This is a genomic window from Listeria farberi (genome assembly GCF_014229295.1).
Taxonomy (GTDB): domain Bacteria; phylum Bacillota; class Bacilli; order Lactobacillales; family Listeriaceae; genus Listeria; species Listeria farberi.
Genome location: NZ_JAARZL010000004.1, coordinates 49,999 through 75,939, shown reverse-complemented (window position 1 = coordinate 75,939; position 25,941 = coordinate 49,999). Strand labels below are relative to the sequence as shown.

The 25,941-nt window shown below is 36.7% G+C and carries 26 protein-coding genes; 14 read left to right on the top strand and 12 right to left on the bottom strand.

The window, feature by feature from the left end; genetic code table 11:
* Positions 1 to 51 precede the first annotated feature (51 nt).
* From HCB38_RS11380 to HCB38_RS11365, 4 genes are all read right to left on the bottom strand, one after another.
* Positions 52 to 846: an ABC transporter permease gene (locus HCB38_RS11380; RefSeq protein WP_185319376.1), complete on the bottom strand. Its 795-nt coding sequence runs from the start codon at positions 844 to 846 to the stop codon at positions 52 to 54.
* Positions 846 to 1,748 carry an ABC transporter ATP-binding protein gene (locus tag HCB38_RS11375; protein WP_185319377.1) on the bottom strand — a complete coding sequence of 301 codons (903 nt, stop codon included), beginning with the start codon at positions 1,746 to 1,748 and terminating at the stop codon, positions 846 to 848. The genes HCB38_RS11380 and HCB38_RS11375 overlap by 1 nt, the downstream gene beginning before the upstream one ends.
* The gene (locus HCB38_RS11370) at positions 1,748 to 1,945 is read right to left on the bottom strand and encodes a PLD nuclease N-terminal domain-containing protein (RefSeq protein WP_185319378.1); all 198 of its coding nucleotides are present in this window, start codon (positions 1,943 to 1,945) and stop codon (positions 1,748 to 1,750) included. The genes HCB38_RS11375 and HCB38_RS11370 overlap by 1 nt, the downstream gene beginning before the upstream one ends.
* A gap of 105 nt (positions 1,946 to 2,050) precedes the next feature.
* Positions 2,051 to 4,192 carry a penicillin-binding protein 1A gene (locus HCB38_RS11365; RefSeq protein WP_185638595.1) on the bottom strand — a complete coding sequence of 714 codons (2,142 nt, stop codon included), beginning with the start codon at positions 4,190 to 4,192 and terminating at the stop codon, positions 2,051 to 2,053.
* A gap of 323 nt (positions 4,193 to 4,515) precedes the next feature.
* Here HCB38_RS11365 and HCB38_RS11360 point away from each other — a divergent pair, with 323 nt between their 5' ends.
* From HCB38_RS11360 to HCB38_RS11350, 3 genes are all read left to right on the top strand, one after another.
* Positions 4,516 to 4,941 carry a low molecular weight phosphatase family protein gene (locus HCB38_RS11360; protein WP_185319380.1) on the top strand — a complete coding sequence of 142 codons (426 nt, stop codon included), beginning with the start codon at positions 4,516 to 4,518 and terminating at the stop codon, positions 4,939 to 4,941.
* Between the two features lie 64 nt (positions 4,942 to 5,005).
* The gene (locus HCB38_RS11355) at positions 5,006 to 5,875 is read left to right on the top strand and encodes a cation diffusion facilitator family transporter (RefSeq protein ID WP_185319381.1); all 870 of its coding nucleotides are present in this window, start codon (positions 5,006 to 5,008) and stop codon (positions 5,873 to 5,875) included.
* Positions 5,876 to 6,130: 255 nt separating this feature from the next.
* Positions 6,131 to 7,435, top strand: coding sequence for a hemolysin family protein (locus HCB38_RS11350; RefSeq protein ID WP_185319382.1), 1,305 nt, complete (start codon positions 6,131 to 6,133; stop codon positions 7,433 to 7,435).
* Positions 7,436 to 7,478: 43 nt separating this feature from the next.
* Here HCB38_RS11350 and HCB38_RS11345 read toward each other — a convergent pair whose 3' ends face one another.
* On the bottom strand, positions 7,479 to 8,357 hold the full coding sequence (locus HCB38_RS11345) for a LysR family transcriptional regulator (protein WP_185638593.1): 879 nt from the start codon (positions 8,355 to 8,357) through the stop codon (positions 7,479 to 7,481).
* A 300-nt stretch (positions 8,358 to 8,657) separates the two neighbouring features.
* On the opposite strand from HCB38_RS11345, the gene HCB38_RS11340 reads away from it, so the two are divergent.
* The 5 genes from HCB38_RS11340 (at position 8,658) to HCB38_RS11320 (ending at position 15,030) form a co-directional block, all read left to right on the top strand.
* Positions 8,658 to 9,512, top strand: a complete 855-nt coding sequence (locus HCB38_RS11340) for a sugar phosphate isomerase/epimerase family protein (protein ID WP_185638591.1) — start codon at positions 8,658 to 8,660, stop codon at positions 9,510 to 9,512.
* Positions 9,513 to 9,581: 69 nt separating this feature from the next.
* Positions 9,582 to 11,507: an oxidoreductase gene (locus tag HCB38_RS11335; RefSeq protein WP_185619683.1), complete on the top strand. Its 1,926-nt coding sequence runs from the start codon at positions 9,582 to 9,584 to the stop codon at positions 11,505 to 11,507.
* Between the two features lie 59 nt (positions 11,508 to 11,566).
* Positions 11,567 to 12,436: a shikimate dehydrogenase gene (aroE, locus tag HCB38_RS11330; RefSeq protein ID WP_185319386.1), complete on the top strand. Its 870-nt coding sequence runs from the start codon at positions 11,567 to 11,569 to the stop codon at positions 12,434 to 12,436.
* A 32-nt stretch (positions 12,437 to 12,468) separates the two neighbouring features.
* Positions 12,469 to 13,677 carry an MFS transporter gene (locus HCB38_RS11325; RefSeq protein WP_185319387.1) on the top strand — a complete coding sequence of 403 codons (1,209 nt, stop codon included), beginning with the start codon at positions 12,469 to 12,471 and terminating at the stop codon, positions 13,675 to 13,677.
* A 159-nt stretch (positions 13,678 to 13,836) separates the two neighbouring features.
* Positions 13,837 to 15,030, top strand: a complete 1,194-nt coding sequence (locus tag HCB38_RS11320) for an MFS transporter (protein ID WP_185319388.1) — start codon at positions 13,837 to 13,839, stop codon at positions 15,028 to 15,030.
* A gap of 39 nt (positions 15,031 to 15,069) precedes the next feature.
* On the opposite strand, the gene HCB38_RS11315 is transcribed toward HCB38_RS11320, so the two are convergent.
* The 4 genes from HCB38_RS11315 to HCB38_RS11300 all read right to left on the bottom strand — a co-directional run bounded on the left by HCB38_RS11315 (position 15,070) and on the right by HCB38_RS11300 (position 17,970).
* The gene (locus HCB38_RS11315; RefSeq protein WP_185319389.1) at positions 15,070 to 16,134 is read right to left on the bottom strand and encodes a hypothetical protein; all 1,065 of its coding nucleotides are present in this window, start codon (positions 16,132 to 16,134) and stop codon (positions 15,070 to 15,072) included.
* Complete coding sequence (locus tag HCB38_RS11310; protein WP_185607827.1) at positions 16,134 to 17,009, bottom strand: ATP-binding cassette domain-containing protein; 876 nt, start codon at positions 17,007 to 17,009, stop codon at positions 16,134 to 16,136. Before HCB38_RS11310 ends, HCB38_RS11315 begins: the two co-directional genes overlap by 1 nt.
* Positions 17,006 to 17,395, bottom strand: a complete 390-nt coding sequence (locus HCB38_RS11305; protein ID WP_185607826.1) for a GntR family transcriptional regulator — start codon at positions 17,393 to 17,395, stop codon at positions 17,006 to 17,008. The genes HCB38_RS11310 and HCB38_RS11305 overlap by 4 nt, the downstream gene beginning before the upstream one ends.
* 92 nt (positions 17,396 to 17,487) lie before the next feature.
* Positions 17,488 to 17,970: a methylated-DNA--[protein]-cysteine S-methyltransferase gene (locus HCB38_RS11300; RefSeq protein WP_185319392.1), complete on the bottom strand. Its 483-nt coding sequence runs from the start codon at positions 17,968 to 17,970 to the stop codon at positions 17,488 to 17,490.
* A gap of 145 nt (positions 17,971 to 18,115) precedes the next feature.
* On the opposite strand from HCB38_RS11300, the gene HCB38_RS11295 reads away from it, so the two are divergent.
* Positions 18,116 to 18,670 carry a bifunctional transcriptional activator/DNA repair enzyme AdaA gene (locus tag HCB38_RS11295; RefSeq protein ID WP_185319393.1) on the top strand — a complete coding sequence of 185 codons (555 nt, stop codon included), beginning with the start codon at positions 18,116 to 18,118 and terminating at the stop codon, positions 18,668 to 18,670.
* Between the two features lie 21 nt (positions 18,671 to 18,691).
* A complete protein-coding gene (locus tag HCB38_RS11290; protein WP_185638589.1) occupies positions 18,692 to 19,561 on the top strand; it encodes an RluA family pseudouridine synthase in 870 nt (289 codons plus the stop codon).
* Between the two features lie 12 nt (positions 19,562 to 19,573).
* Here HCB38_RS11290 and HCB38_RS11285 read toward each other — a convergent pair whose 3' ends face one another.
* The 3 genes from HCB38_RS11285 to HCB38_RS11275 are packed head-to-tail and all read right to left on the bottom strand — an operon-like array spanning position 19,574 to position 21,505.
* Positions 19,574 to 19,966: a VOC family protein gene (locus tag HCB38_RS11285; protein ID WP_185638587.1), complete on the bottom strand. Its 393-nt coding sequence runs from the start codon at positions 19,964 to 19,966 to the stop codon at positions 19,574 to 19,576.
* Position 19,967: 1 nt separating this feature from the next.
* Positions 19,968 to 20,624, bottom strand: coding sequence for a DNA alkylation repair protein (locus tag HCB38_RS11280; RefSeq protein ID WP_185319396.1), 657 nt, complete (start codon positions 20,622 to 20,624; stop codon positions 19,968 to 19,970).
* The gene (locus HCB38_RS11275) at positions 20,621 to 21,505 is read right to left on the bottom strand and encodes an aldo/keto reductase (protein ID WP_185607822.1); all 885 of its coding nucleotides are present in this window, start codon (positions 21,503 to 21,505) and stop codon (positions 20,621 to 20,623) included. Before HCB38_RS11275 ends, HCB38_RS11280 begins: the two co-directional genes overlap by 4 nt.
* Positions 21,506 to 21,890: 385 nt before the next feature.
* Between HCB38_RS11275 and HCB38_RS11270 the strand changes: the two genes are divergently transcribed.
* From HCB38_RS11270 to HCB38_RS11255, 4 genes are all read left to right on the top strand, one after another.
* A complete protein-coding gene (locus tag HCB38_RS11270; protein WP_003723380.1) occupies positions 21,891 to 22,511 on the top strand; it encodes a DUF47 domain-containing protein in 621 nt (206 codons plus the stop codon).
* 13 nt (positions 22,512 to 22,524) lie between these two features.
* Complete coding sequence (locus tag HCB38_RS11265) at positions 22,525 to 23,523, top strand: inorganic phosphate transporter (protein WP_185319398.1); 999 nt, start codon at positions 22,525 to 22,527, stop codon at positions 23,521 to 23,523.
* A 191-nt stretch (positions 23,524 to 23,714) separates the two neighbouring features.
* Entirely contained in the window at positions 23,715 to 25,175 is a 1,461-nt protein-coding gene (locus tag HCB38_RS11260) for an ABC transporter substrate-binding protein/permease (RefSeq protein ID WP_185619680.1), read from the top strand.
* Positions 25,168 to 25,893: an amino acid ABC transporter ATP-binding protein gene (locus tag HCB38_RS11255; RefSeq protein ID WP_185319400.1), complete on the top strand. Its 726-nt coding sequence runs from the start codon at positions 25,168 to 25,170 to the stop codon at positions 25,891 to 25,893. The genes HCB38_RS11260 and HCB38_RS11255 overlap by 8 nt, the downstream gene beginning before the upstream one ends.
* Positions 25,894 to 25,941: the final 48 nt, after the last annotated feature.

The following is a 25,941-nucleotide window of genomic DNA, read 5'->3' as shown; positions in this document are numbered from 1 at the left end:
TCTATTTTATTATATTCCGGATGTTTACGCAAAACCAACAAATAATGTTCGCTATTCCGTTTTTTGAAGTGGTTTTATTTTAATCATTAAAATGGTAAGAATTATTAATAAAGCAATCCAAGCTATTGAAATGAACAGTGTTGGTATAAAGTAATCCATTGTTTTTTCTGACATTATTAGCATGGTTGCATTCTTGCTTAAGTAAGCAGGATTAAACATTTGTATCCAACCGCCAAAACCGCTAATGACTCCTAAGAGAATAGCTGTAAATACGCTAATCATCGCAACTACAGCATTGCTATCAAATACAGCACTGGCAAAAACGACCAAACTAATAACAAAAACAAACCAAAGAGCGTAGACAAAAAACCCTTCCATCAAAGAATTTATATCTAAATCACCAAATAAAAAATACGTATAATATGCTGCTAAAATATAACCAATGAATAATGAGCTTAATCCAACAATACACTGCATAACCCACTTGGATAGGACATACTCTACGGCTGATACTGGTCTAGTCATAATAAAAGCAAGCATGCCTCTAGACCGGTCATTTTGAATGCATGCCATCGCTACTACAATCATAATGATAATTCCGATTTGATCAAACTGAGAGCCAAGTGTTTGCGACATTACTTCTTGCGCTGATTGATTCCCCATCAAGGCGATTACTTGCTCCGTTTCTGCGCCAGTTCCAACCGCTTTAAGTATTTCTGGTAAAAAATAAAGCATTAATGGTTGTGTAAGACCAAGAAGTGAAAAGACAATTGGCATCCAAATGATTTTCAAACTCCGCCGCTGTTCTAACCATTCTTTTCCAAGTAAAGCACTAAAATGCGTCATTATCTCACCTTCTCCATAAAAATTTCTTCTAGGCTTTGGTGTCTGTTTTCTACGCGAATCAGCTCACCTTTCGTTTTTAATAGTGCTTCTAGAATAGCTTCTGAGCCAGCTTTTTTATCTATAGCGTACACTTGGTATACCATGCCTACCTTTTCGATTTTTTCAATATGCTGATTTTGATTAAGATGTGCTAGCCAGGCTTCCTCATCTCCAATAAATTCAACATCAAATACCGGGGAGCTTTCTTCTTGCATAAGCTGTTCAACTGTTTTATCCGCAACTAATTCACCATTTTTGATAATTGCAATACGGTCACAAATCTCTTCCGCATCTTTCAAAATATGCGTTGAGAACAAAATTGTCATTTCGCTTTTCAGTTTCTCTAAAAGCACGATAATTTCTCGACGACCAATTGGATCAAGCGCTGAAACTGGTTCATCTAAAACAAGCAATTCTGGTCGATGTAATATAGCCTGAGCGATACCAAGGCGTTGCCGCATTCCACCTGAATAAGTGCTGATTTTTTTGTTAGTACTATCTGCTAAGCCAACTAGTAGCAATACCTCTTTGATTCGCTCTTCTAAATCTTGTTTCTTCATGTTAGACAGCTTTCCCATAAAATGAAGACATTCTAATGCGCTCATCCACCCATAAAATTCTGGATACTGTGGCAAAAAGCCAATTTTATCACGCACTAACTTTGCTTCTTGGCCATCTAGTTTAATTTGACCCTCGTCTTGCGCTAAGATTTGGACAATCATGTTAATCATTGTGGACTTACCCGCGCCATTTGGTCCGATTAAAGCTACACATTCTTTATTATTTATAGTTAGATTGATGCCTTTAATAACCCATTTTCCGTTATATTTTTTCTTTAGTCCTTGGATTTCTAATTTTTTCATTAACTTTCATCCTCTTTTCGCCCAAAAATAAAATAAACAATTGGACCAAAGATATTAATAAATATAATGACAACTAACCAAATAATAGGGTTTTTACGTGTTTGCCAGTTTTTAGCTAAATCTATAATCGCTGTTAAAAGTAAGGCTAAATAAAGAATTAATACGGGAATTAATAATGCTATTTGCGTTTTATCCAATGTATTCACCTCGTTCAATTGTTATATTCATTGTATAACAGTTATAATATTAAAGCAATACAAAAAAGCACATTTTACTGAGAATAAAGTAAAATGTGCTTTTTATTAGTTGCCGATAGAATCAATTAAGTTTCCAATACCATCTGATACTTTTCCACCAAATTCTTTTACTTTTTCAGCACCTTTTTTAATCGTTTCTCCTGCTTCATCTGCTTTGTCTTTTACGCCACTCCAGAAGTCACTGCCACTATTATTATCGGATTCTTCTTGTTTTTTCGCAGCAGTTTCTTGTGCAGCACTTTTAGTATCAAAGTCAGCAGATTTTTGGTAACGTAAGCCACTGTTCATTACATAATGAGCTAGGCTTGATACCCCAGCAGAGCTCGTTGTAGTGAGGTAATGGTCTTTATCTGTTTTATCAAACCCCATCCAAACAGCACCAACTAAATTAGGCGTGTAACCTACAAACCACTGATCTTTTGTCCCACTAGTATCATTGAAAGGAACTTGAGTCGAGCCAGTTTTACCTGCCATTTCGTGACCGGAAACTGCTGCACTCTGGCCAGTCCCTGTATTGATTACATCTAGTAACATGGATGTCATTTCAGTTGAAACAGTTTTGGAGATAATTTGTTTTGTTTTTGGAACTTTTTCATAAACAGTATTTCCTGATGGATCAACAATTTTAGTAATGATATGTGATTCCGGTTTTGCACCGTTACTAGCAAATGTAGCATAAGCAGTGGCCATTTCGACAGGCGATGCCCCTTTGCTCATACCGCCAAGTGCTAATCCAAGCGTTTCGTCTTTTTCTGGTACTTCAATGCCAAATTTCTCCACAGATTTAACGCCTTTATTAATACCAATCTGATCTAACAACCAGACCGCTGGGGCATTGATAGAGTTGGCTACTGCTTTATACATTGGGACTTCTCCACTATAGATTCCACCTACATTAGTTGGTGTATAGTTACCTTTGTATGTTACTTTTTCATCTTTTAACATCGAATCCACATCATAACCAGATTGAAGTGCTGGTGTATAAACAGCAAGTGGTTTCATCGTGGAACCTGGCTGAGCCTTCATTTGCGTCGCTCTATTAAAGCCACGGAAAACATGTTCACCTCGTCCGCCAACAAGCGCTCTAATTCCTCCAGTTGCTGGATCCATTAAAACGGCACCTGATTGAACAAGCGTACCATCGTTCGCATTGTTCGGGAATAAAGAATCGTTATTATATACTTTTTCTAAAGATGTTTGATAGTTTTGATCTAATTCTGTATAAATTTTGTATCCTTTTTGCATAATTTCATCTTGAGTAATATCAGCTTCATTTACTGCTTCATTGATTACAGCATCAACATACCAAGGATATTTGTTCGCAAGCGGATCTTTTGATTGGTCATTTAAAACGATTTTGGTCGCTTTATATTTGTCACCTTCTGCTTTGGTTATATCACCGGTTTCAACCATAGCATTTAATACCATGTTCCGACGATTAGTTGCCTTATCAATATGCTCATATGGATCATAGGCACTCGGAGCTTGAAGTAAGCCAGCAATAGTCGCAGCTTCTGGAATATTTAAATCGGCTGCTGACTTCCCAAAATATTTCAAAGAAGCGTTCTCAACACCCCACTCACCGTTTCCAAAATAAGACCTATTTAAGTACATTTCCATAATTTCATCTTTGGAATAAGTTTTTTCAATTTCTCGGGCCATAAATATTTCCTTCGCTTTTCGCGTAAAGGTCTGTTCTTGGGTTAGCAAGGCGTTTTTGGCAAGCTGTTGCGTAATCGTACTACCACCGCCAGAAATCCCTCCGTTTGTAATAAGATTAACTCCAGCACGAGCAATTCCTTTTAAGTCAAAGCCTTTATGTTCATAAAAACGTCTGTCTTCAATTGATACCACTGCATTCTGGAGATTTTTAGAGATTTTATCAATTGATACGAAGGTTGCATCTGTTGAAGATAATTCTCCCGCTTTATCTCCGTCTTTATCGTAAACAATTGTGGCGGATTCTAAGCCTTTTTTCAAAGCATCTATATCTGCTGACTTGGCTACTACAACAAGATAAATAATAAAACTTAATAAAAATACGAGTCCTGCAAGTAAAAAAATCTTGCCGATATGTTTGTTTTTCCAAAAGCGTCTAAATTTCCGCCAGAAAATACCAAGCCATTTTCCAATGAATCCAAAGAATAATTTAATGTATTTAATGAGTTGTTGTTTTAATTTGTCCATGTAACTCTCCTATCTTTCTACACGGTATTAAAGAAAACTGTAAACACAGTTATACACGTATTTTACGTTAAAACACAATTTTATGCCACCAACTTTAGACCGATTTTTGTAATAATTTTGTAATAATCCATATTTCCTACATATTTATTTACTTCTTTTTTACAATTTCTTCATTTTGATGTTTCCCGTATTTTAAAAAGGGTAGATATTACTGTTACCATTACTAGTGTTTTGGTAATAACAATCACCTATATACTGTGTACAACAAGTAATGGCAGCAAGTTTTACATGGGTTCATTAATAAGCCGGAAAGGATTTGGAATATGACGCAAAAGCTAATCTACTTTTTATCACAAACGCATATTCGAAGTGCCATTGCTGAAGCTTGGGCAAAGAAACTTTCACTTAGCAATGTCAAATTCATTAGCGGTTCTTGGCATAAATCCAAAGCAACTCCATTTATTGCAGAAGCGTTGAATGAGTTTGCGATTGAGCCACCTGAAAGCTTGTCTTATTCTCCTAGCTCAAAATTACTGGCAGATGCTGATCTCATTGTTACAATTTATGATTCTGCACATGAATCTGCACCGAGTTTCCCATTAGAAATACAAGAAAAAATTATTTATTGGGACATTGATGATCCAGAACAAGAAATAGCGTTACCCAAAAAATGGGCGAGTTATCAAGAAGTGTGCGATAACATTGCCTTATCTGTAAAAAAATTAGAGCACGTATTGATAGAGGCTTAGATTTCATTGTCCCGCCACTTGTAGGCGGGACTTTTATGTTAAAAGAAAGGGGTATTTACATATTATGGACGGATATAATGATTTAAAAAAAGCAGAAAAAGCCGCCTTTTTAAGTATATTTGCTTACCTATTTCTTTCCATTTTAAAAATTGCAGCTGGTCATTTTGGAAATTCTGACGCATTACTTGCAGATGGATTAAACAATACAACAGATATAATTGCATCAGTTGCTCTTTTAATTGGCCTTAGAATTTCACGTATTCCACCTGATGCAGATCATTCCTATGGACATCGGCGAACAGAAACGATAAGTTCCTTAATTGCATCTATTATTATGTTTTTTGTTGGTGTTCAAGTCATTTGGAGTTCTATTGTTCATATTATTGAAAAAGAATTTACTGCTCCTTCAACGATAACTGCTATTGTAGCATTATTTTCTGGTGTATTCATGTATGCTATTTATTTATATAACCGCAGACTTGCAAAAAAGTTGGACAGTCAGGCAGTACGGGCAGCCGCTTATGACAATCGTTCAGATGCATTTGTTAGTTTTGGCGCATTTATTGGTATAATTGGAGCAGTTCTTGGAGTTCCGTGGCTCGATTCAGTTACAGCTTTTTTAGTTGGCGTTTTAATTGTTTATACAGCTGTCAAAATTTTTTATGATGCAGCTCATACATTAACAGATGGGTTCGATGTATCCAAGCTCGAAACAATTCATGATTTGATCGCTTCTGTACCTGAAGTTAAAAAAGTCATTGATATAAAAGCGCGGATGAATGGGAATCGTATTTGGATTGATGCAACTATCGCGGTAGATCCTGATTTAAATGTAGTAAAAAGCCATGAAATCACTGAAATTGTTGAGCAAAAAATCCGAAATGAGTATAAAGGGGCATTTACGTTAGTTCATATTGAACCATTTTTTGAATAATATTCATTGTCAATAATCATAAAGTCAACTATAATTTAGATTAAAGTATCATTTGCTGGGAGGGAATATTCAATGGGGCAGAGAAACTAATTCACATAAATTATCTAACTAGAATGAAAAGTATGCAACAACACATTGGAGGTTTTCTCTTCCATGGCGACTTTTCTTCTATATAGATAGTTTTACCATAAGCTTATTTATATTAAATTAGGAGGTGTTTGCCTTAGCAGAAACTATTTCTGTCAAGGCGATTTATTGATATTAACCATTAAATTTTTAATTATAGCTTTACTTATTGCTATATCGGCGTTTTTCGTGGCAACGGAATTTGCAATTGTAAAAATGCGACCGAGCCGTTTAGACCAATTAATTGCGGAGAAAGATAAACGTGCAGTCCTCGCTAGACATATTTACAATCATTTGAACGCTTACTTATCAGCTTGCCAACTTGGGATAACAATTAGCTCCCTTGGGCTTGGTTGGTTAGGGGAATCTACTGTAGAAGCTGCTCTACATCCATTGTTTAGCTTAATGGAATTACCTCAGTCTGCTATTACGATTCTTTCCTTCACGATCGCCTTTTTATTTATCACTTTCTTGCATGTAGTTGTCGGCGAACTTGTACCGAAAACATTGGCAATCGATAAAACAGAAACAGTTGCACTTGCGGTAGCTCGTCCGCTGCATATTTTTTATAAAATAATGTTCCCATTTATTTGGATTTTAAATGGTTCTGCGGTTTTCATCGCACGTCTTTTTGGCTTAGAGCCTGCCTCTGAGCATGAAATCGCTCATACAGAAGATGAGTTAAAAATAATCGTTGGTGAAAGTTATAAGAGTGGAGAAATTAATCAATCAGAATTCCGTTATGTGAATAAGATTTTTGATTTTGATGAACGTATGGCGAAAGAGGTTATGATTCCAAGGACTGAGATTGTCACAGTTGATACCGGCTCTACTATCGGAGAGTTGTCCGACATTATGCAAAATGAACGTTATACACGCTACCCAGTTATTGATGGCGATAAAGACCATGTCATTGGTGTACTTAATTTAAAAGAAATTTTGTCAGCATATGTCGAACATGGATCGAGTCCAAGCTTTAGTATTGATCCTTACGTAAAACCAATTATCCGAGTGATTGAGACGATTCCTATTAAAGAATTACTTTTCCGTATGCAGCGTGAACGTTCTCATATTGCCATTTTACTTGATGAATATGGTGGTACCTCCGGGCTCGTTACGGTAGAAGATATTGTGGAAGAAATCGTGGGTGATATTCGCGATGAATTTGATGCTGACGAAATTCCAGAAATTCGAAAAATCAAAGACGGTCACTATATTGTTGATGCAAAACTTTTGATTGATGAAGTCAATAATATTTTAGGTACTGAAATTGAGGAAGAAGAAGTTGACACAATTGGTGGTTGGTTCTTAACGCAAAATTATGAAGTGGAAGTCGGGGATGAAATTGATTACGATGGCTTTATTTTCCGCGTAAAACAAGGTGAACCCCACCATATTGAGTATATCGAGATTATCAAAAAAACAAATGATTAATAATAAAGGTAGCTATCCTCCTCTCACTTGGATAGCTACTTTTTTAAATGCGATGATTTAACATAAATTGTTTGAACCTTTCTGCTGCTGGAGTTAAAGTTTGATTTTTTACAACTGCTAAATAAAAGAAACGTTCCCAGTTCGGGCTTCTGATTGGCAATACTTTGACGTCTATATAATTTAATATGGGCATATTAGGAACAACGGCTATCCCAAAACCTTGCGCAACCATTCCTGCAATTACTTGATCTACTTCGATTTCATAGGCTATTTTGTAATCCTTACCAATTTTTCTGAATAAATCATCGATAATTGGTCGTAAACCGCTTTTTTTCGAGAAGGCAATATGCGGATACGACACGGTTTCAATTAAATCAATCCAATCTTTTTCAGCTAATGGATGACTTTTTGGTACGATGAGCACTAATTCTTGTTTAGCAATCGGCGTAAAATGAATATTCCGTTCATTCTCGAGCTTAGAGCATATGCCAATATCGAATTTCTTTTCTTTCAGTCCTTGAATAATGTCAATCGAAACACCCGTATGAAAAACGAAATCAATTTTCTTTTCTGGTTCTGTTTGTAAGAATTCTTGAACAAGTTTAGGCACGAGTGAGGTTCCAAGCGTTTGCAAAAATGCTAAATCAATTTGTCCTTCTCCATTTGCGGCTTTTTGGGTAGTGGCTACTCCGGCATCAATCATGTCCAAAGCTTCTTCTATATAATCCAGAAATACCTTCCCAGCCTTACTTAATCCAATGTTTCTACCCTCTTTTTCAAATAAAGGTATACCTAACTCTTGTTCTAGTGAGGAAATTGCATGACTTAAACTTGGTTGGGTAATGAGTAATTTTTCAGCTGCTTTTGTGTAATGTTCCATGTGCGCCAATGTGACGAAATAACGTAAATGGTGTAGATTCATGACTTCTCTCCTTACTAAAAATTATCTATGCAATTTATCTATCAATTAATAGAATAATACCAATTTGTTTTTATGGAATAGTCATAATACAATTAGACTGTAGTTACACCAGCAGAACAAACTATTCCTTAAAAACCAATATACGGTAGAATACGTTAACTGTCCAGTTGAAATTTCAAACATTGAAGGCGTTATCACAGCAGCGATTATTAATGAATGGAATTTTATTTTTTTACTGGTGTTTGTGAAAATATTATCAAAGTTTCTTGTAATTTTTATTCTAGAGAGGAGATAATTTTTATGACAAATGCAAATGGCAACCTAAAAAAATGCCCCATCACGATTAGCTCTTACACACTCGGAACGGAGGTATCTTTTCCAGAAAGAGTGAAAATCGCAGCCCAAAATGGTTTTGATGGAATTGGCTTACGCGCGGAAAACTATGTAGACGCATTAGCCACTGGATTAACTGATGAAGATATGTTGCGGATTTTAGATGAGCATAGCATCAAAGTAACAGAAGTAGAATACATAACTCAGTGGGGAACCGCCGAGGACCGCACTGCTGAACAACAAAAGAAAGAACAAACCACTTTTCACATGGCACGCCTATTCGGTGTCAAACATATTAACTGCGGTTTGCTTGAAAAAATCCCTGAAGAACAAATCATTATAGCACTTGGTGAACTGTGTGACCGAGCTAAAGAATTAATTATCGGTTTAGAATTTATGCCATATAGTGGTGTAGCAGACTTAGCAGCAGCTTGGCGCGTAGCTGAAGCATGTGGCAGAGATAATGCACAATTAATCTGCGACACTTGGCACTGGGCTAGAGCAAACCAAACAGCAGAATCAATCAAAAATGTTCCAGCTGACCGGATTGTTTCCATTCAATTATGTGACGTACATGAAACACCTTACAAAGAACTTCGGAAAGAATCTCTCCATGACCGACTTGCTCCTGACGAAGGATACGGCGATACAGTCGGTTTTGCTCGAATCTTAAAAGAACACGGCGTAAATCCTCGTGTTATGGGCGTTGAAGTTATATCAGACTCTATGGTAGAAACTGGTTTAGAATATGCTGCTATCAAAGTATATAATGCAACGAAAAAAGTACTAGACGAAGCATGGCCAGAAATCTCTCCAAAATAAAAACACAAACAGATATGTGAAAATAATAACTTAATTAAAAGATTCAATTTTGAAAGGGAAGTGTTTTTTTTGAAATTTCATTCGATGTTCTCACCGATTGATATCGGACCTATGAGAGTACCAAATCGTTTTGTTGTATCTCCAATGTGTAATAACTATGCGAATACAGATGGCACTTTAACAGATACTTCATTAGCTTATTATAAAGAACGTGCGCTTGGTGGTTTTGGCCTAATTACTTTTGAAGCGACAGTTGTAGATGTTCGGGCAAAAGGCGGCGCAAATAAAGCGTGTCTTTATAGCGATCATCAAATTGCCAGTTTTAAACGAGTGATAGATGCTTGTCATGACGCAGGTGCCAAAATCTCTGTTCAATTACAACACGCTGGACCTGAAGGAAATTCTAAAGTTTCTGGTTATCCTTTAAAAGCAGCTTCCGCCATCGCTTCAGCAGAAGGACGAAATACACCGGAAGCTATTTCACGGGAAGAACTTTATGAATTAATCGAACTTTACGGAGAAGCGGCTTTACGAGCAAAAAAAGCTGGGGCTGATGCTGTGGAAGTTCACTGCGCTCATGGTTATTTAGTAAGTAGTTTCCTATCTGGACGCACAAATAAGCGTGTGGATGAATTCGGCGGCTGTTTTGAAAATAGAATGAGATTACCAAGACTTATCATCGAAAGCATTCGAAAACGTGTTGGTCATTCCATCGCAATTCTATGTCGAATTAACAGTACGGATGGTGTGGACGGCGGACTAAGTGTCCAAGATAGTGCGACGGTAGCTGCTTATTTAGAAGATTGTGGTTTAGATGGTTTGCATGTTTCTCGAAGTGTTCATATTCGCGATGAATACATGTGGGCTCCCACCGTATTACACGCTGGTTTTAGTTCTGATCTTGTAACACAAATTAAACGCGCAGTTTCTATCCCAGTAATTACGGTTGGGCGTTTCACCGAGCCGCATTATGCTGAACTAATGGTTCGCGAAGGTCGTGCTGACTTAGTTGCTTTCGGACGGCAATCGTTAGCCGATCCAGAAACACCAAATAAAGCTGCTGCTGGAAAACTAGACGAATTACTTCCTTGTATCGCTTGCCTTCAAGGTTGTGTCGCTAACATGTATGCTGGAAAACCTATTACTTGTTTAGTAAATCCTCTACTCGGCCGCGAATCGGAAGCCTATTTACCAAAAACACCTAGTAAAAAAGTTGTTGTGGTCGGTGGTGGTGTTGGTGGGCTTTATGCTGGTTGGATGGCTGGCTCAAGAGGTCATGATGTTACTGTCTACGAAGCGTCAGACATTATTGGTGGCCAAATGCGCTTAGCTGCCTATCCCCCAGGAAAAGGCGACCTAACTAATATGGTTCGCAGTTACATTAAAAAATGTGAACAATTCGATGTGGAAATTAAAACCAGTACACCTGTAACGCCAGAACTTATTCAAGAAATAGCCCCAGATGCTGTTATTATTGCGACTGGCGCTACTCCACTCGTCTTGTCAATTCCAGGTATTGAAGATTCCGGCTTAATCCACGCAGTCGACTTACTTGATGGCAAAGAATCTTGTGGCAAAAAAGTACTAGTTGTTGGCGGAGGTATGGTCGGTAGTGAGACTGCTGCATTTTTAGGTGAAGCGGGTCATGATGTAACAGTTGTCGAACTCCGTGATGAAGTCGGAGCGGATGTTATTTCTGAACACCGAAAATTCCTTATGCGCGATTTTGACGAGTATAAAATTAAAAGTATTACTAATGCTAAGGTAACGAGTTTCTTTGAAGATGGGGTAACATACTCCTTAACTGACGAAAAAGAATACCGAATCGACGGATTTGACTCAGTCGTACTGGCAATGGGCTCAAGAGCTTACAACCCACTTGAGGAATCCATCAAGAAAATTGTTCCAGAAACTTATGTTATTGGTGATGCAGTCCGTGCACGCCGAGCATTAGACGCAACAAAAGAAGCGTTAGATGCTGTATTGCAATTATAATTTATGGTTGTACTCGCTGTTAGGACAGCGAGTACAAACCTGCTTGGAGGTAAATGAACGTGGAAAAAAGAATTTCAGGATCAACTCGACTTCTAAGTTTAATTGGGACACCCGTAGACCATTCAAAATCCCCCATCATGTATAATTATAGTTTTCAAAAAGCTGGTTTAGATTATGCGTACCTTGCATTTGATATTCCTGTAAGTAAAGTCGCTGATGCAATTGCTGCTATCAAGACTTTTAATCTGCGTGGCTCTAACGTAACCATGCCTTGTAAAAGTGAAGTTTTAAAATACATGGATGACCTTTCCCCTGCAGCACGAATGATTGGTGCTGTAAATACCATTATAAATGAAGATGGAAAACTAACCGGACATATCACAGACGGGCTTGGTTTTGCTAGTAATTTACGAGATTCAGGTGTAGATGTGGCTGGCAAAAAAATGACCATTATCGGTGCTGGTGGGGCAGCAACAGCAATCCAAGTTCAGTGCGCACTTGATGGGGTCAAGGAAATCTCCATTTTTAATATTAAAGATGATTTTTATGAAAAAGCTAAACAAACGATTGCTTCTATTAAACAAGAAGTTCCTGACTGCATCGTACATATTTTTGACTTAAATGATACAAAAAAATTATATGAGGAAATAGCAACTAGTAATATTTTAGTAAATGCCACACTCGTTGGGATGCATCCACACGAAAACGAAACACCAGTCAAAAATACATCTGTTTTTAGAAAAGATTTAATCGTCACCGATGTTGTTTACAATCCAAAGAAAACCAAGCTGTTGTTAGATGCAGAAGCTGCTGGTTCAAAGACAATAGGCGGACTAGGCATGCTTTTATGGCAAGGCGCAGAAGCATATAAACTGTTCACTGGTAAAGATATGCCCGTTTCAGAAGTAAAAGATTTATATTTTAATTAATAAATTCATCAGGATTTCGAGAGGAGAAAAAAATGAACGCAAAAAGATTTTATCCAACAGCAATAGCACTTTATTTCACTTATTTTATTCACGGTATTGGGGTATCCATTCTTGGCCAATACAAACAAGATTTCGCCGGAGTATGGGGAGCAGATAAGCTTTCTGACGGTACCTTTGATGTCAGTATGGTCATTGCTGTTATCGCAGCTCTCGGCCTAGGACGTTTACTTACATTACCAATTTCCGGACCTTTTTCAGATAAATTCGGGCGTAAACCTTCCGCATTAATCGGTGTGGGTTTATACGCAGTTTATTTCATCGGTCTTGCATTTGCACCAAATATGTATATCGCTTACGCTTTCGCTTTTATCGGAGGAGCGGCGAATTCATTCTTAGACACTGCTGTAACACCATCAGTGCTAGAAATTTTTACTAAAAATGGCGCTATTGCCAATATGTTTACTAAGTTCTCTATTTCTATCGGGCAATTCGTATTACCTTTTGCTATTGGTATGGTAGCGGCGGCGAATATGTCATTCCGCACACTATTTATTATTACGATGGCATTAATTGTTATCGACGGTTTAATCATCGCATTTATGCCCTTCCCTCCAATGAATAATAATGTAGGCGGTGAAAAAGTAAAGCCTGAAAAAATGAAATTCAACGCAACCAGTTGGGCTATTATCGGTATTGGTTTCACATGTACATCCACTTTCCAACTTTGGTTAAACTGTAACCAAGAACTAGGAAAATTATACGGCATGGCTGATCCGAGTAAAATTCAATCTTTCTATTCACTAGGAACTATGTGCGCTATTTTAATTACCGCGGTTCTCGTGAAAAAATTTATTTTACCAGTACGAATTCTCATCCTGTATCCAGCAATTGCTACTTTAATGTTATTAATCATTTACATCGTACAAACGCCAACTATATGCTTAATTGGTGGATTTGTTATTGGATACGCGGCTGCCGGCGGAGTTCTTCAACTTGCTGTATCAACTGCCAACGAATTTTTCCCTACGAACAAAGGAAAAATCACTTCGATTGTTATGATTTCATCCAGTCTAGCAAACTATATCGTTTTAAATATTGCCAGCTATATTACCAAAGCTGGAGGTATCGAAGGTCCGAAATATGTGTTATTATTCAATGTAGCGATAACAGTTATAGGGATATTGCTAGCGATTTTCGTCAATATGCGTTATAAAAATGAATCTAAAATTACAACTCCATAAAAAACCCTTCAACTGAGCATTCATGTGTTCAGTTGAACCTACATATAATTTGTGAATTAAAGCACAAACTTATGAGTTTTATCTATACTAAAGTTTTAAAAGTAAGGGCATTTCTCATGAAAAGGTCTTCCAAAGTAACTACATAAAGGAGAGTAGACTATGAAAAACAAGTATTTATCTACTTCACTAGGGCTTTATATGAACTACTTCGTTCATGGTATGGCATTAATCATCATTGCACAGAATATTGATTTTTTATCTCAAAAATGGCATACAGATTTAGCTGGTGCTGCTGGTGTGGTATCTTCTTTTGGGATTGGTAAATTACTCGCTGTTTTTATATCAGGAAAGCTATCAGATAAATTCGGGCGTAAATTATCCGTTATTCTCGGCGTATTTTTCTATATTATCTTTTTAGGCGGTATTCTGTTAAGTCCAAATACTATCGTAGCTTATGCATTCGGTATTTCAGCAGGAATTGCAAACTCTTTCCTTGATACAGGTACTTACCCTGCATTAATGGAAGCCTATCCTAAAAAAGCAGCATCAGCTAACATTGTTGTAAAGGCTTTTGTGCAAGCTGGGCAGTTTCTCTTACCATTTATGATTGCTTTTATTTTAGCAAATAACTTATGGTACGGCTGGAGCTTTATCGTGTTAATTGTGATTTTACTTATTAATTTACTGTATACTTTAACTCGGACTTTTCCACCAATGACAGTTGGAAAGCCCCTCGATTTTGAGAAAGAAATAATGGAAGAACAGAAAAAAACCTTTCGTTTTAGTATTGATGAAATTTGTTTGATTCTCTTTGGATTTGTAGCTCAAACGCTTCTTTATATTATGAGTCAATGGATAGCAAAATATGGTTCTGAAGTTATTCATATGACTGATAATGCTTCTAGATTACTTGTTAGCTATGCTAGTGTTGGCGCTATATTATGCGTATGCGTAACATTTATTCTAGGAAATCGTGGGGTTAAAACACTTTACATTTTAATAACATATGTAACGATGACAATGTTAGTTTCCTTTTCGCTTTTTGCATTCCCAACTGAAATTGTATGTCTAGTGGGTGCTTTCTTACTCGGTTATTTCTCTGCTGGCGGCATTATCCAATTAGGGTTAACTTTGCTTGCTGAAGTTTCTGCACGTGGTAAAGGTTTTGTTACTAGTCTTTATACTATCGCTGAAGGTATTGCCGTATTTGTTATTCCGCTCGTCGCTGCTGCTATTTCTAGAATCGATATTGCCGCTATTTTCTTACTAAATGCTGGTATCGCATTATTTGGATTAGTTCTTTTATTAATCGTATTTGCCAGAAAGAAAAAATTTGCACGTGATTATATTTAAAAAATACCGAGGTAGGAAGTTTCTACCTCGGTACTTTTTTTATGATTTTTTTAATGTTTTCCATTTGTACATTAAAAACCAGAAAGCTATTGCAGTAATAATGAAAATCAAAATCATTTTAATAATCAAAGTCACAACTTGTGTGGTTGTTATTAGGTTTTCATAATTAAAGGTAGCGTAATGTCCTCCCAAACATATTGTTGTATAAATAGAACCAATAATGAGTATCGGCATACGTAATTTATTATTCATTAAGAATTTACCATTGTTTTCAAGAGAAGCCGTTTTTACCGCATACCAGCCAATGAGTAACATTAAAATAGATAAGCCAACCAGTACAATGAATTCGCCCATAATCAAACTCCCACTTAAAAAGGAAGTTGGTAGGGCTGAAAAAAGCATAACTGCTCCACCATCCACATCAACTAATGATTTGCCCTCTAAATAGGCTTTAAAACCCACTATCAAATTAGTTGTTGCACCTGGAAACATATAGAAAAAGCTCATCACTGAACCTAAAACCACGATACCAGCAGCGATTATTTCTCCAACAAGATTTCCAACAGCTATTGCTACTGTGAAAGAGAACAAAAATAACAGTAAAAAAGAGGTAATATACATACCAGAATCCGAAATACTCGGCAAATATACATTCGGGATTTGCTGATATACATACAAAAATCTTAAGCAAATAATAATGGGAGCTGCAATAAAGATGAGTAATGCCGGAATAAGTAATTTATGCCAAAATATCTGTTTTTTAGAATAAGGTAAGCCAAACGTAAAATAATCCATTTGTTTATTTTTTTCAAATACTGTCAGCTTTAATCCTAAAAACAAAAACACATAAATAAATAATGCTAAATTCCCTTCAAAATCATAGGGAGTTAAACTTAAATCATTTTTAATTTCGTTTGGCGTTAGTTGTTGGTCATCTACATTCGCTTTTTGAAACTCTTCCGACTGATAATACTTATAATTTTGATTAAACATATCTACTGAATTAGTAGCTGTCATTGCTTCAGAACCAATAAAAGCAATAATTATAAATAAAAAGATCCAAGCGTTTTGACGCCATTCTTTATAGAGAAGCCCTGTGCTCATTATTCTTCTCCCCCTTGTTCCTCTAAATGATAAACAAACAAGTCTTCTAACGTAACCGCAAGTTCATCCATGAAAATTGGTTTTTCTCGTTTTATAGCAGTATATAATTCTGTATTCATATCTTGGAATAAAATTGTATAAACTCGACCATATTTATTAATTACTTTACCATTTTCAAGCAAAATAGTCGGTAATTTTTTATTTTCAAACGCAATTTGTATTTTGACTGCTTGTTCACGTAATGTTTCTAGATGATAGGATTCTTTAATACGATTTCCTTGTAAAATATGGATATAATCGGCAATTGGTTCTAAGTCATTTAGGCGGTGTGAAGATATTACAATACCTAATTTCCGCTGTTCTACTTCTTCTAATAAAATCCCAGTAATTTTCTTTTGAGCGATAACATCTATGCCTTCCATAGGTTCGTCAAGCAAAATAAAATCTGCACCAATACAAAGCGCTAAAACTAAACCAAAAAGTGCTTTCATTCCTTTAGAATAAGTTTGAAACTTAACATCCGTGGCAAGGTTGACTTGCTTCATTAGTAAATCAAATTTAGTTCCATCAAATAATGGATACGTTTTTTGATAGAATTTTTTTATCGTGGGAATTTTATAGCCATCCCAGCAGCCTAAGTTATCTTGTAGCATAAATATTTTTTGTTTTAATTCGGGGTGTTTACTTATTGGTTCATCTAAGTAAACGTCTCCTTCATCTGGAATGTAAAAGCCCATCATTGTCCGAAAAAGGGTTGTTTTTCCTATGCCGTTTCGTCCGACAATACCAACAATCTCACCAGGCTTGACTTCAAATGTTATCTTATCAAGCAAAAGCTTTCCATCAATTTTTTTACTTAGCGAATCAACTCTCACCTTTTGTCACCTCCAATGATGTCTTGACTGTATTCAACAGATAATTTATGTATTTCTTCCACATTAATTCCAAGGTAAACTAAATCTAAAATTATTTCTTTTAGCTTTAGTTTAGTTTCCGCTAACTTTTTTGGCGAACTATTTTTTTCCGTTTGGTCCGCAATAAATGTTCCTTTTCCTTTAACCGTGACGATTACTTCTTGACGTTCTAATTCTTGATATGCTTTACTCACAGTATTTGGATTCACTCCTATTCTGCTGGCAAACTCACGTATAGAGAGGATTTTTTCACCTTCTTGAAGTACGCCCTTGACAACTTGTTCTTTAATTTTTTGGACGATTTGTTCATAAATTGGTAGTTGACTTTTTGTATTAATAATAAACATCTCTCCCCCCGCTTTCATGTCTTTCAACTAAAGAGAACTAATTGTACTAGCTATAATAGTACAGTAGATGTAAAAATAAATCAATTCCCTTTTTAAAAAGGGAATTGATTTACGTTCGTTTTTTCTAAATTTAATAACGCTTGTTTCATTGGAATACCGCCACTATAACCTGTTAGTTTTCCGGTTTTCCCGATGACTCGGTGGCACGGGATAACCACAAGCAAAGGGTTTTTTCCAATAGCTGTTCCTACTGCTCGTACTGCTTTTGGACGGTTAATTTGTGCAGCTATTTCTGTGTATGTCCTAGTTTCTCCGTAGGGAATCTTTTTTAAAGCTTCAAAAACTTCTAATTGTAATGCTGTTCCGGATAAATCAATAGGGGAAGTGAAATTAATACTTTCTCCATTTAAATAAGCAAGTAATTCTGCTTTATATTTCCTCATTTTCTCTGGGTCATGTGTCGCTGATTGCAAGTTTTCCTCATTTTTCCCAACATAAAACAAACCTTTATCAGTCGCGGCGAAATAAATTTTTTCTCCAGCAATCTGGATGGAATCATCATAGAACTTCTCCATTTCCCTCACCTCTTTCAATTATTAATTATACGCTTACCAGATTGTTTTTCCTATGCATTCTTGCCATAATAGCAAGATTAGAAAAGTTTTTCTCGCAATTTTACTTTATAACGTTTATGATTAAGAAGAAGTTGAGGTGATTACATTGACAGATTATTACTTAACTAAAAAAAGATGGCAAGCAATTTCAACGAATGACCACGCTGCTGATGGTAGTTTTTTCTATGGTGTAAAGTCTACGAAAATATTTTGTTTTCCTTCTTGTAAGTCACGTTTACCTAAAAAAGAAAATATTGTTATCTTTCATAGTAAAGAAGAAGCAATTACTCATGGTTATCGCCCTTGCAAACGATGCAAATCTGGAGGGAAGAATTTGCCCGATGCAGAATGGGTAGGTAACATCAAGGCTTATATTGAAGAAAATTTTGCAAACCCACTAACTTTACAAATTATTGCCGAAGATTGTCATGGTAGTCCCTATCATCTGCACCGGACATTTAAAAGGATTACTAACATTACACCGATTACTTATTTAGACAATATTCGCATGGACTATGCAAAAAATCAGCTCCAAAACACAACCTTATCTATTGAACTTATCGGAAAAATGTCTGGCTTTCCTAATTCCTCCCATTTTTCTACTACTTTTAAAAGACATACAGCTTTATCGCCAAACCAATTTCGAAAAGAACAAAAATAAATTAGAACGGATGAAACTTATATGACGCATTTAACTTTACCTATTTTAGAAGACTGGGAAGGTCTTACTCTAACAGCTATTTTGCAAGAAAAATTTCACCTTGGAAAAAAAGCACGACATGAAATTAGAATGTCTCAGGATGTTTTACTAAATAATAAACCGCTAGACGACTGGAATACCCCGCTTTTTGTGGGCGCAAGTCTTTCTTTACCAATTATCTTGCACGATAAAATCCCGGTTTACGAGTATGACTTAGAAATTATTTATGAAGATGCCTTCTTACTAGTAGTTAATAAACCTACCGGGATGAAAACTCACGCAAATGACAGCTACGAAACAAATACGTGCGCAAATGCAGTGCAATATTATTTAGAAAAAACAGGACAAGAAGCAAATGCCTTAGCTGTTCACCGGCTTGACCAAACAACTTCTGGTTTAGTCCTTTTTGCTAAAAACAAGTTAGCTATCGCTGGATTATCGTGGCAAATGGAAAATAGAGCGATTCACCGGACTTATCTTGCTGCAGTTGATGGCACGTGGGGACTTGTGATGCAGACGATTAATAAACCTATTGGTGAAGACCGACATCACGGATCAAGACGTCAAATCAGTCCTTATGGTCAACCAGCCGTGACTCACGTCAAAGTTCTAGAAAATAACAATGAAAATAACACATCTCTTGTAGAATGCCAAATTGAAACTGGCCGGACGCACCAAATCCGTGTTCACTTAAGCGGAATCGGTCATCCAATCATTGGCGATACACTTTACGGTGGTTCAAGTCGTGCAAATCGAATTATGTTACACGCAGAGAAATTACATCTTAATCATCCTTTCAAAGGTAAAGAAATGAATTTTTCCGCACCTGCTGGAGATGATTGGGTATTTTAAAAAGCCACAATATTAAATTGTGACTTCTGTACAAATCTCTACTTTCAAACCATCCGGATCTTCAAAAAACACAGCATAATGATTTTTACTACCAGCAAAAGGAAACTTGTCTTCGTATAGAAGCTTGATTCCTTTTGCTTTTAATTTAGCTCGAAAGGCATCCACGCGTTCCTTTGTACCACCGTGAAAAGCTAAATGGTTAAGCCCAATTCGCTTACGATGATAACCCTCTGCTAGAAATGGTTCCTCGGCTTGCACAAAGACTAAATACGTCTCTCCAAATTTATAGCTAAATCCTTCATCCCACGTTTGATTTAATTCATAAGAAAGCTCTTCTAACAGCTCAGACCAAAATAGCCGGCTTTTTTCGATATTAGCTACATAGATTTCCACATGATGTAACATTTCACGCCTCCCCAATATGTTTAAGCGCTTCTCTGCGACTAAGTGGTGCAAGTGTATGGCTGTTTACAAAGTCGCGAACTGCCTCACTATCTACTTTTGCATATTGTCTAAGCGCCCATCCAATTGCTTTTTGAATAAAAAATTCTTTGGAACCGAACCATTTCTCACAATTGGAGAATAAGAGATCTACATCTGTTTCTTCTTTATATTTTAATTGAAATAAAATGGCCGTTCGTGCTAGCCAAATATTATCTCCGTTTATCCACGCCTCATTATAGATAGGGATTAAATCGGGATATAGTTTAAAATGATTACTTACAACCGTTCCAGCTAAGCCATCCACCGTATCCCACCATGGTTTCGTCGTAATTAATTGCTCATAGATTTCAATTGCTTCACTGGCTTGCTTTTTCCCATAGCGACTTAATAAATCAATTGCCGCGTATTGAAATTCACGCTCTTCTTCTGCAAACAATTCCACAACAAGTCCCAGTAAATCATCCGGCATACCATTTCCTCTTAAAAAATCAGCTACTAATTTTTTTCGTTCAGCGGCTCTAATTCCTAAAAATGAGAATTGGTTTTTCATGTATGCTTCCATTGGCTTGGCATCTACTACAGAACGATTAGCACGAAATAACGTTTGAATAGTCGTCATTCGGTTTCCCTACCTGTTAAATAAGCACGTTCTCGTTCAATACTGCTTAAAAAGTATTCTAAATCATCTGGGTCTGGCCCAACTCGTTTACCTGTTTCTAGTCGGTCGACCTTTTCCATATCACTTGCATCCAGCTGGAAGTATGAAAGTCGCGAATTTTCTTCAATGCGGCTAGACGTAATCGATTTAGGGAAAATAATCGTATTTCGGTTCAAATGCCACTGTAAAATCACTTGGTCAACAGAAGCTTGGTGTTTTTTCGCAATTTCTGTAATAACCGGATTTTGCATTAATATTCCTTTAGCGAGCGGTGACCAGGCAGCATGCGCGATATTCTGTTCCGCCAAATATTTCCGAAGGTCATTTTGCGGTAAAAGTGGATGCGTTTCCACCTGGTTTAAAACTGGTTTTTCATTTGCGGCAACCAATAAATCACTTAAATGATGTTGTTTAAAATTCGCAACCCCAATAGATTTAATAAGTTTTTCATCATGAAGTCGCTCCATAGCTCGCCATGAATCTCGGTATTTACCCGCTACTGGCCAGTGAATTAAATACAAATCCAAATAATCCAACTTCAAATTTCGAAGCGTACGTTCAAAAGCAAATAAGGTTTCATCATAGCCAAGATCCCCGTTCCACACTTTCGAACTAATAAATAATTCTTCTCGCGAGACTGCACTACTTGCAATCGCCTGCCCAACAATGGCTTCATTATTGTAAACTGCCGCTGTATCAAACAACCGATAACCAACTTCAATGGCCTTCTCTACAGCGCCAGCGATAAATTCTTGCTCAGTTACTTGAAAAACGCCAAGCCCAATATAAGGAATTGTCTCATTCCCTGGTAATACCATTCTGTCTTGTAAAGTTTTTGTCAAAACAAAACCCTCCTCACGAAAACTATTTGTGAACTTTTTCTCTTAAATGAATTATACACTATTTTCGCAAATTTATATTTTAAAACCAGTATACCGAAATGCACCTTACTCTCCTAATAAAAAGCCACAAAAAATCCACTTTTTTTATTCATTTAATGAAACACCTAAAAACAGCCATTGGAAACGCTGTCAGGTCGTTTATTTGCGCTTTCAGCAAAAAAAAGTTTCCTATTTATTCCCATCCTATGTTAGTATTAATTTGTGGTAAAGATCTATCAAATTTTTTATTTGTTTTTGTTAACTTATCGTTAAGAAAAAAGCTCCCTTTTCAAAGTAAAAGCGAGCTGATTATTAATGACCAAAAATGATCGGGGGAATTAAGAAAATGGCTTTTAAAAATAAAAAAGACCGTTTTGCTTCGTTGTTGCATGACATTGCAGTAAATTTACATGAAGGTGCAAATTTCTTTGCAACTTACAACATTAATTCGGTGGAGGATTTACATACTTTCTCGAATAAAATCAAAGAATATGAAACAGCTGGGGACTCCATGGTTCATAAAATGATTATGGAATTAAATGACGCTTTTATCACACCAATCGAACGTGAGGATATGTTAGAACTTACTAACCGCCTTGATGACGTGATGGATGCACTTGATGAAACAGCTTTCTCACTTGAAATCTGCCAAATCACTCATTACGATGAATACATGACTAAATTTATCCAAGCTATCCAAGCAAGCACTGTTGAAATTGAAAAAGCAGTTGACCTTGTTTTTGATAAAAAATTAAAAGATGTTCGTAAACTTGCAATTCAAATTAAAGATTATGAATCTCAATGTGATGATGTTTACCGCGAATCACTAATCCAACTTTTCCAAAACGAAAAAGATCCAATTAAGCTTATTCGTCTAAGAGAAGTTTATGAAAAATTAGAAGACATTGCTGATAGTTGTCAAAGCGTTGCTAATACGCTTGAATCAATTGTCATGAAAAATGCGTAAGGGGCCTAGATAGATGGAAGGAATGTTTCTAATCACCCTTGTCATCGTACTTGCTGCGCTTGCATTTGACCTAATCAATGGGTTTCATGATACAGCTAACGCAATTGCGACTAGTGTCTCTACAAAAGCCTTAAAACCACGACATGCGATTATTCTTGCAGCAGTAATGAACTTTGTGGGTGCTATTTCATTCACAGGAGTTGCCAAAACTATTACAAAAGACATTGTTAACCCATTTGATTTAGGTCACGGGGAACTTGTTATTTTAGCAGCATTACTTTCGGCAATCGCATGGAACTTAATTACTTGGTATTTCGGGATTCCTAGTAGTTCCTCTCATGCCTTGATTGGTTCCATTGCAGGTGCAGCTATTGCATCAGCCGGATTTGCAGCTATCGAATATAGTGGATTTACTAAAATCATTGTTGGTTTATTAGTATCTCCTGTACTTGCTTTCGTAGTCGGTTACACGATATATTCACTCTTCAAGATTTTCTTGAAGAACTTAAACTTAGCCACGACCAATCGGCGCTTCCGAATGATTCAAGTCGGTACAGCCGCGCTACAATCCTACACACACGGAACAAATGATGCACAAAAATCAATGGGGATAATCACAATGGCTTTAATTGCCAGTGGTTTCCAATCAACAGATGATGTGCAATTATGGGTTCAAGTATCCTGTGCGGTAGCTATGGCAATTGGTACGAGTATTGGTGGTTGGAAAATCATCAAAACAGTTGGTGGTAAAATTATGAAAATCAAACCCGTTAACGGTGTAGCAGCTGACTTAAGTTCTGTTATTATTATTTTCGGTGCGACTTTCATTCATTTACCAGTTAGTACAACACACGTAATCAGCTCTTCTATCCTTGGTGTTGGAACAGCTCACCGTGTTAAAGGAGTAAAATGGGATACTGCCCAGCGCATGATTATTACATGGGTTATCACACTTCCTATTTCTGCAACGATTGCAGCTCTTATCTTCTACGTATTAAGATTCATCTTATAATTTATTTAGAGCCTTGTTATAGCAAGGCTCTTTTTATACATTTTTTTGAATAAAACTAATAAAAACAAGAACAAATCAAGTTTATCTTAAAAACTTATTGCATATTTACTCATTTTGATGTATTATAATAAACATCGATAATAACGATTCATTTATTATAAATTACTCAAATATTAAAGGGAGTTGTACTTATGCAGAAGCATGTATTACAAAAGTTCACAGCAATTTTACTTATTTTTATATTTGTATTTTCTGGCTTCACAACAGTGTTAGCCGCTGATACGCAAGATGAAACTTTAACTAAAATTCAAGAAAAAGGTGTTTTAACAGTTGGACTTTCTGCTGATTATCCGCCGTATGAATTTCATCAAACCATCGACGGTAAAGATAAGGTTGTCGGTTTTGATGTAAGTATCGCTGAAAAAATTGCCAAAGATTTAGACGTTAAGTTAGATATTAAAGAAATGAACTTCGATAGCTTGCTCGGTTCACTAAAAACTGGCAAAATTGATATGATTATTTCTGGTATGTCACCAACTCCAGAACGTCAAAAAGAAGTCGATTTCTCTGACCCGTATATGTTTGTACAACAACGCGTTGTAATTAGAAAAACGGATAAAGAGAAATTTACAAGTGTAAATGATTTTAATGGCATTAAAGTTGGTGCCCAAAAACAAACAACGCAAGAAGAATTAGCTAAAAATGAACTAGTTGGTTCAGACGTTGTTTCCCTTCAAAAAGTACCCGATTTAATCCTGAACCTTAAAAGCAATAAACTTGATGCAGTAGTATTAGAAGGTCCAGTTGCAGAAGCTTATATTAGCCAAGATAAAACACTCGCATTAGCAGATATTAAATTTGTCAATGGTAGCAAGGAGACAGCCATTGCAATGCCAAAAGGTTCCACCGCTTTACAAGAAAAAGTTAACGCTTCTATTAAAAATATTCAAGATACCGGCTTACTGAAGAAATACCAAAACGAAGCCAACAAACTAATGTTCCAAGACGGTAGCTTTTACGAAAAATATGGTAATTACTTTATCACTGGTACATTAATTACGATTGCTCTTGCTGCAATTGGCGTATTATGTGGCGCGATTCTCGGATCATTACTAGCCCTTATGAAACTTGCGAAAACAAGATGGTTACGCTGGCCAGCAGCATGTTATATTGAATTTGTTCGTGGTACGCCACTTCTAATTCAGATTTTCATCGTCTTTTTCGGGACACAAATTATCGGTATGGATGTATCCGCCTTTGTTTCTGGTTGCATCGCCCTATCGCTAAACAGTGCTGCTTATGTTGCTGAAATTATCCGCGCAGGTATTTCTGCTGTCAATAAAGGCCAAATGGAAGCAGCTCGTTCCCTTGGTATGACACAAGGAGCTAGCATGCGTTATATCATCTTGCCACAAGCTGTGAAAAATATTCTGCCTGCACTTGGGAATGAATTCGTCACTGTTATTAAAGAATCTTCCATCGTATCGGTTATCGGTGTAACAGAACTAATGTTTATGACTGGCGTAGTCCAAGGAGCAAGCTTCAAACCGTTTATCCCGCTAATCATCACATCATTAATTTACTTTGTACTAACATTTAGCTTGTCAAGACTACTAGGTGTTGCTGAAAGGAGAATGAGAACAAGTGATTAATATTAAAAACTTACACAAACATTTCGGTAAATTAGAAGTCTTAAAAGGCATTGACCTTGAAATCGCATCCGGAGAAGTGGTCGTAGTTATCGGCCCTTCCGGAAGCGGGAAAAGTACCTTCTTACGTTGCCTAAACTTATTAGAACAACCAACAACCGGCACAATTCTTTTCGAAAACAAAGACCTTATGGCAAAACAAACCAACGTGAACGAGCTTCGTCAAAAAATGGGCATGGTTTTCCAAAACTTCAACTTATTCCCGCATAAAAATGTCCTTGAAAACCTAATGTTAGCTCCAATGAAAGTAAAAAACGAAGATAGTTCAGCTGCTAAAAAACATGCCCTTTCTCTACTTGAAAAAGTCGGCCTGGCTGATAAAGCAACTAGTTATCCTTCCCAGCTTTCTGGTGGACAACAACAACGGGTCGCTATTGCGCGAGCCCTTGCAATGAATCCTGACGTAATGCTATTCGATGAACCAACTTCCGCACTCGACCCCGAAATGGTCGGTGAAGTTTTAAGCGTTATGAAGTCGCTTGCGAAAGAAGGTATGACGATGGTTGTTGTCACACACGAAATGGGCTTTGCAAGAGAAGTTGCCGACCGTGTTGTCTTTATGGATGCCGGAGTGGTTCAAGAACAAGGTACACCAGAAGAAATATTCGGAAACCCTCAAAACGATCGTACTAAAGACTTTTTAGGAAAAGTATTAGCATAAACATAGATTACGTCTCGCCTATTTTAGGTGAGGCGTTTATCTGCACTT